5 protein-coding genes and 1 pseudogene are annotated in these 6,425 nt (G+C 74.2%); 4 read left to right on the top strand and 2 right to left on the bottom strand.

The features are described 5' to 3' along the window. Positions 1 to 212 precede the first annotated feature (212 nt). The 3 genes from KUM03_RS29080 to KUM03_RS29090 all read left to right on the top strand — a co-directional run bounded on the left by KUM03_RS29080 (position 213) and on the right by KUM03_RS29090 (position 3,779). Entirely contained in the window at positions 213 to 1,481 is a 1,269-nt protein-coding gene (locus tag KUM03_RS29080) for a protein phosphatase 2C domain-containing protein (protein ID WP_308406442.1), read from the top strand. Positions 1,482 to 1,509: 28 nt separating this feature from the next. Continuing rightward, positions 1,510 to 3,252, top strand: a complete 1,743-nt coding sequence (locus tag KUM03_RS29085; protein WP_217253102.1) for a pyruvate dehydrogenase — start codon at positions 1,510 to 1,512, stop codon at positions 3,250 to 3,252. Positions 3,253 to 3,380: 128 nt separating this feature from the next. Next, on the top strand, positions 3,381 to 3,779 hold the full coding sequence (locus KUM03_RS29090) for an ATP-binding protein (protein ID WP_217253110.1): 399 nt from the start codon (positions 3,381 to 3,383) through the stop codon (positions 3,777 to 3,779). Positions 3,780 to 3,830: 51 nt separating this feature from the next. On the opposite strand, the gene KUM03_RS29095 is transcribed toward KUM03_RS29090, so the two are convergent. After that, positions 3,831 to 4,883, bottom strand: coding sequence for a DUF2637 domain-containing protein (locus KUM03_RS29095; protein ID WP_217253104.1), 1,053 nt, complete (start codon positions 4,881 to 4,883; stop codon positions 3,831 to 3,833). Positions 4,884 to 5,102: 219 nt separating this feature from the next. Beyond that, the gene (locus KUM03_RS29100) at positions 5,103 to 5,948 is read right to left on the bottom strand and encodes a (2Fe-2S)-binding protein (RefSeq protein ID WP_217253106.1); all 846 of its coding nucleotides are present in this window, start codon (positions 5,946 to 5,948) and stop codon (positions 5,103 to 5,105) included. A 168-nt stretch (positions 5,949 to 6,116) separates the two neighbouring features. Here KUM03_RS29100 and KUM03_RS29105 point away from each other — a divergent pair. Then, positions 6,117 to 6,425, top strand: a pseudogene (locus KUM03_RS29105) (hypothetical protein); the annotation flags it as partial.

The raw sequence follows: 6,425 nt of genomic DNA on the forward strand, positions 1-6,425 counted from the left end.
ACCCCGGCCCACCCCCACCACGGGCCCCGTGGGAACCGCCACCCGCCATACCCCCCGGACCGGCGAACTTCCCGGCCGCCCCGACCGTGCGGCAGTCCGCACGGCCCGCCCCGCCCTCCCCGGAGAGTGAACAGCCCGGCCCCGCAGACCCCGTGGGCGGGCCGGCCGGTCCGGAGCCGTGGGCGGCCGAGTCGCCCACGGGTGCGCGGGCCGTGGACGACTCCGCCGGTCCCGCCCAGCCCCCGGCGAAGCCCTCCGGCCCTCCACAGCCCCCGCCCGGCCCGGCGGCCGACGGCACCGCCTCCCCCGCGGCAGCGTTGGTTCCGCCCGGCGGTGGGCGTCGGGTGTGGACGCGTGGGCGTACGACCTCGGGGACCGGGGACGCCGATCTCTCGGAGCCGGCCGCCGGCGGCTCCGTGCCGGGCTCCGGCGAGTCCGCGCCACCGCCGCCGGCCGGGGACGCCCCCGTGCTGCCGCCGCTGCCGCCCCCGTTCCTCCCCTCGATGCCGCCCGCCGACCGCGACTACGTGGGCTCCGGGCCGCCCACCTACGACCCCGAGCCCACCGCGCTGCCGCCCGCCGACCCCGACGGGCTGGACGGGCTGGTGGCGGACACGGTGCTGGACGGCGCCCGGTACGGGACCTGCACCCTGCGGGCCGTCTCCGTGCGGGGCGACTCCGCGCGCTACCGGGGCGACCCGCGCCGCGACGCGCTGCTCGTCGCCCGCTTCGGCGCGGGGGAGCAGGCGTTGGTGCTGGTGGCGATGGCCACCGGGGCCCGCGCGAGTGCCGGCGCGCACCGGGCGGCGGCCGAGGTGTGCCGGTGGATCGGGCGGGCCGTGGGCCGCAGCCACGACCGGCTCGGTCAGGACCTGCGGGCCGGGCGCCGCGGCGAGCTGAAGTCCGGGCTGCACCGGCTCACCGACCGCAGCCTCGGCCGGCTCCGCGCCGGCGCCGCCGACCAGGGCCTGAGCCCCGACGAGTACGCGGCCACCCTGCGCTGCCTGCTGCTGCCCGCCGACCCCGGGTGCCGTACGCGGGTGTACTTCGGCGTCGGCGCGGGCGGACTGCTCCGGCTGCGGGACGGGGCCTGGCAGAACATGGAGCCGAGCGCCGGCGAGGTCGCGGGCGAACCCGTCGTCGGGTTCGGCTCGCCGCCCGCCGAGACGCCCGAGGGAGACCGGCTCACCATGGACCTCGGCGCCACCACCCCGCCCGGCCCCCACCACGACCCGCCCGCCGGGCCGCCCCGCCAACCCTTCCGCTTCCGCGCCTCCGTAGCCCGCCCGGGTGATGTGCTGCTGATGTGTACCGCGGGCCTCGCCGAGCCGCTGCTCAACGAGCCCGAGCTGGGCACACTCCTCGCCCGGCGGTGGTCCGGCCGTACCCCGCCGGGCCTCGCGGAGTTCCTCGCCGACAGCCGCGTCCGGGTCAAGGGTTACGCCGACGACCGTACGGCCGCCGCCGTTTGGGAGGCGTGACGCCGCTCGGTGTGCCATAGCTGGAGCCATGGCCAAACAGAACGTCGCGGAACAGTTCGTCGACATCCTCACCCGCGCCGGAGTCAAGCGCCTCTACGGAGTCGTCGGCGACAGCCTCAACCCGGTGGTGGACGCCGTGCGCCGCCACACGGGCATCGAGTGGGTGCACGTGCGGCACGAGGAGACGGCCGCCTTCGCCGCCGGGGCCGAGGCCCAGATCACCGGGAAGCTCACCGCCTGCGCCGGCTCCTGCGGCCCCGGCAACCTCCACCTCATCAACGGCCTCTACGACGCCCACCGCTCCGCGGCCCCCGTCCTCGCCCTCGCCTCGCAGATCCCGTCCAGCGAGATCGGCCTCGGCTTCTTCCAGGAGACCCACCCCGACCAGCTCTTCCGCGAGTGCAGCCACTACAGCGAGCTGATCTCCAGCCCCAAGCAGATGCCCCGGCTGCTCCAGACCGCCATCCAGCACGCCGTCGGCCAGGGCGGCGTCAGCGTCGTCTCGCTGCCCGGCGACATCGCCGACGAGCCCGCGCCGGAGAAGGCCGCGGAGACGGCCCTCGTCACCTCCCGGCCGACCGTCCGGCCCGGCGACGAGGAGATCGACCGGCTGGTGCGGCTGATCGACGACGCCGACCGGGTCACCCTGTTCTGCGGCGCCGGCACGGCGGGCGCGCACGCCGAGGTGATGGAGTTCGCCGGGAAGATCAAGTCCCCGGTCGGGCACGCCCTGCGGGGCAAGGAGTGGATCCAGTACGACAACCCGTACGACGTGGGGATGAGCGGCCTGCTCGGGTACGGCGCCGCCTACGAGGCCACCCACGAGTGCGACCTGCTGATCCTGCTCGGCACGGACTTCCCGTACAACGCCTTCCTTCCCGACGACGTGAAGATCGCGCAGGTCGACGTCCGGCCCGAGCACCTGGGCCGGCGCTCCAAGCTGGACCTCGCGGTGTGGGGCGACGCGAAGGAGACCCTGCGCTGCCTGATCCCGCGGGTGAAGGAGAAGAAGAGCCGCCGCTTCCTCGACCGGATGCTGAAGAAGCACGCCGACGCGCTGGAGGGCGTGGTCAAGGCGTACACCCGCAAGGTCGACAAGCACGTCCCGATCCACCCCGAGTACGTCGCCGCCGTGCTCGACGAGATGGCCGACGACGACGCCGTGTTCACCGTCGACACCGGCATGTGCAACGTGTGGGCGGCCCGCTACATCCAGCCCAATGGCAAGCGCCGCGTCATCGGCTCCTTCTCGCACGGTTCGATGGCGAACGCGCTGCCGATGGCGATCGGCGCCCAGTTCACCGACCGGCGCCGGCAGGTCGTGTCGATGTCCGGCGACGGCGGGTTCACGATGCTGATGGGCGACTTCCTCACTCTCGTCCAGCACGACCTGCCCGTGAAGGTCGTGCTCTTCAACAACTCCTCGCTCGGCATGGTCGAGCTGGAGATGCTGGTCGCGGGCCTGCCCTCGCACGGCGTGGCCAACGCCAACCCGGACTTCGCCGCCGTCGCCGAGGCCTGCGGCGCCTTCGGGGTGCGGGTGGAGAAGCCCAAGGAGCTGGCCGGGGCGCTGAAGGCCGCGTTCAAGCACAAGGGGCCGGCCCTGGTCGACGTCGTCACCGACCCCAACGCCCTGTCCATCCCGCCGAAGATCAGCGCCGACATGGTCACCGGCTTCGCGCTGTCCGCCTCCAAGATCGTGCTGGACGGCGGCGTCGGGCGGATGCTCCAGATGGCCCGCTCGAACCTGCGGAACGTGCCGCGACCGTGACCGACGGCACGGCCGTCGTGAGGGCCGTCGGCGAATCGACATGACTGCCCGGGGTCCGAACGGGCAAGGCTTCCCCCGTGAAGGTGTTCGAACAGGGAGGGAACGACATCAGCACGCGGACGGGGGACATGGAAAGGAAGGCGGTGCCACAGCTCAGGCGACGACTCGGACGGGCGGACCTGCGGGCGGTGCCCGAGGCCCGGCGGGCGCTGCGTGAGCTGCTGCGGCACTGGGGCGGTCCCGGACGGTCGGAGATCGCGGAGCTGCTCACCAGCGAGCTCGTCACCAACGCCCTCGTCCACACCGACGAGGGCGCGGTCCTGACGGCCACGGTCGGACCGAGTGCGCTGCGGGTCGAGGTGCGGGACCGCGCCGACGGGCTGCCCCGGCCGCGCACGCCGCGTCCGGAGGAGAGCACCGGCGGCAGAGGCCTGCTCCTCGTGCAGTCCCTCGCCGACGACTGGGGCGTGCGGACCTGCGGGACGGGAAAGTCGGTCTGGTTCGAACTGGACGCCGAGACGGTGTGACGGGCCGCCGGGAGCCCGGCGGCCCGTCACACCGTCGGCCTCCGGCTGCGGCTAGCCGAACTGCTGCTCCAGGTCCTTGAGCTTGCGCTCCAGGGAGTCCAGCCGCGGCAGGGCCTGCGTGTCGTCCTCCGCGGTGAGGTCGACGGTGACCGGGTCAGCTCCGTTCCGCACGGGCTGCAAGGAGGGCCGTCGGCGTACGGGCAGGGGCTCCGGGGTCGATATGGCAGGCTCCGCGGTGGCCCGTTCGGTGCCGCGCTCCACCTGCTGCACCTCGACCTCGACCTGCCGGCCGCCCCGCCCGGGGAAGCCCCGGTGGCCGTGACCCCGGCTGATCGCCTTGAGCTGGGCCCGCTCCAGACGCTCCTGCTCGCGCCGGCGCTGCTTGGCCTCCTCTTTCTTGCGCATGTCGTCGCGCACCTCCTCGACGGCCTCGTCGAGGCTGCGCACGCCCTCCAGGAGCATCAGCGACCAAGCGCGGTACGTCTCCCGGGGGGCCCGCAGCCAGCGCACCATGCGGATCTGCGGCAGCGGGCGGGGCACCAGGCCCTGCTCGCGCAGCGCCGCCCGGCGGGTCTGCTTCAGGGCGCGGTCGAACAGGACCGCCGCCGACAGGGACATGCCCGCGAAGAAGTGCGGGGCGCCCGCGTGACCGATGCCGCGGGGCGCGTGCACCCAGTTGAACCACGCCGCCGCGAACGCGAAGGTCCACACGAGTATGCGGGAGCCGAGCGCCGCGTCACCGTGGCTGGCCTCGCGCACCGCGAGGACGGAGCAGAACATCGCCGCCCCGTCGAGCCCGAACGGGACCAGGTACTGCCAGCCGCCGCTCAGGCCGAGGTTCTGCTCGCCGAAGCCGACCAGACCGTGGAAGGAGAGCGCCGCGGCGACCGCGGCACAGCAGAAGAGCAGGACATAGGAGACGCTGCCGTAGAGGGCTTCCTTGCGCCTGCGCCGCTCCTCCATGCGCTCCCACGAGTCGTCCGCGCCCTCGTCCTTCCCCGAGGAGCGCTTGCCTCGCGCGAGCACCGCCACCGCCGCCAGCATGCCCAGGAGCAGCACGGCGCCCGGAAGCAGCCAGTTCAGCGATATGTCGGTCAATCTCATCTGGGGTCCCTTGCCTTGGGATAGGGCGTGACGCCCGCCATGGTGGCCCAGACCCGGCGGCCCTCAGGGGGTTTCGGGGCAAGAGGCCGCCAAGGGAGTGAGAGAGGGCGCCCAGGGCGGCGTTCTGCTCGAACTGCCTTGCGGAGGGCGGGAGATGAGTTCGATTAAGACCACCCGTGCGGGTGGTTCCGGGGGAAGTACCTGCGCTGCGTGGGCGGCTCAGCCCGCCGTGGCGAGCAGCTTGCCCACGCGGTCCGCGTCGCAGGTGCGCGGGCAGGTCGCGCAGGTGTCCTCGGGGCGCACCGTGTAGAACATGCAGCAGCTCGCGCGGTCCCGGGTGTGCAGCGGTTCGCCGTCCGGTCCGGTCAGCTCGCGGAACGCCGCGTCGCCGACGTAGGGCTTGGTCGCGCCCGGCAGCAGGAGTTCCAGCTCGCGGCGGGCCCGCTCCTGCTCGCCGAGCAGATGGGCGACGTACCAGAGGCCCTCGACGACCTCGTCGGTCGCCATGCCCCACAGGGCGCGTCCGCGCCGCCGCATCCGGGGGCCGAATCCGGCCAGTACCGGCTCCAGGTGCTCGGCGACCGCCGCCCGCACCTCCACTCGCAGCGCCTCCTCGTCGGCGACCACGCGGGCGCCGGGCAGGGCGGCGGCCGGGTCGCCGGGCAGGCAGGCGAAGCCGGCGGGGCGCACGGCCATCCGGCCGAGGGGAAGGCCGGCGGCGGAGCGGTCGTAGGCGACGTGAGCGGCGGGGTAGCGGGGCACCCGGCGGTGCAGGAACCACGGCACGGTGATCAGCAGGCAGGCCGGCCACGCGTACCGGTGCAGACCGAAGCTCGCCACGACGTCCGGGCGGGCCCGCTGCCCGTAGTCCCGCAGCACCTGGGCGTCGTCCCAGGCGAGGAACGCCTCCAGCTCCGTGCCGCCCGCGGCGAGCGAGCCGGCCGCGACCCAGCCGCCGCCGGCCGGGACCTCGCCGGCCGGGTCCAGTTCGGTGACGCCCAGCCCCGGAAGGACCTCGGTCAGGCGCGCGTAGGCGTCCGTGAGGGCCGTGCGGGTGACAGGCATGCGGGACCACCGATCCACGTCGGAACGAACGGACAGCTTGAGGTAAGCCTTACCTTACCGAAGATCCTCGGGATTTGAACTGGCGGCCGGTGCCTTTATGGTGCTTGACGGACAAGTGACAACTCGCCGTAATGACCCCAAGTACCGACACGTCCCTCAGGAGGACCCGTGAAGCCGAGTGCGCAGGGGCCCGGGGCGTCGGCGGTGTCGGGGGCGTCCGCGGCATCCTCGGTGACGGGAGGGTCCGCGGCGGCCCGGGTCCCGGCGCAGCCCGGTGCCACGGACGTGAACCGGGAGCAGCGGGGTCCGGGCGGGGACGGCGAGGGCGCGGACCGGAACGAGGGCCGAGGGCCGGGCGCCCGTCGGTCCCCGAGCCGGGACGCGGGCCGGGACCGGGGCGGGGACGTCGGTCAGGACCTGGGTGAAGGCCGGGGCCGGGGCGGGGGCGTCGGTCAGGGCCTGGGTGACGGTCGGGGC

It is taken from the genome of Streptomyces sp. AC602_WCS936 (genome assembly GCF_019049125.1).
In the GTDB taxonomy this organism is placed as follows: domain Bacteria; phylum Actinomycetota; class Actinomycetes; order Streptomycetales; family Streptomycetaceae; genus Streptomyces.

Coding starts and splice junctions, on each gene's coding strand:
- KUM03_RS29100 (WP_217253106.1), bottom strand. CDS start 5,948: ATGCCTGTCACCCGCACGGCCCTCACGGACGCCTACGCGCGCCTGACC.
- KUM03_RS29085 (WP_217253102.1), top strand. CDS start 1,510: ATGGCCAAACAGAACGTCGCGGAACAGTTCGTCGACATCCTCACCCGC.
- KUM03_RS29090 (WP_217253110.1), top strand. CDS start 3,381: ATGGAAAGGAAGGCGGTGCCACAGCTCAGGCGACGACTCGGACGGGCG.
- KUM03_RS29095 (WP_217253104.1), bottom strand. CDS start 4,883: ATGAGATTGACCGACATATCGCTGAACTGGCTGCTTCCGGGCGCCGTG.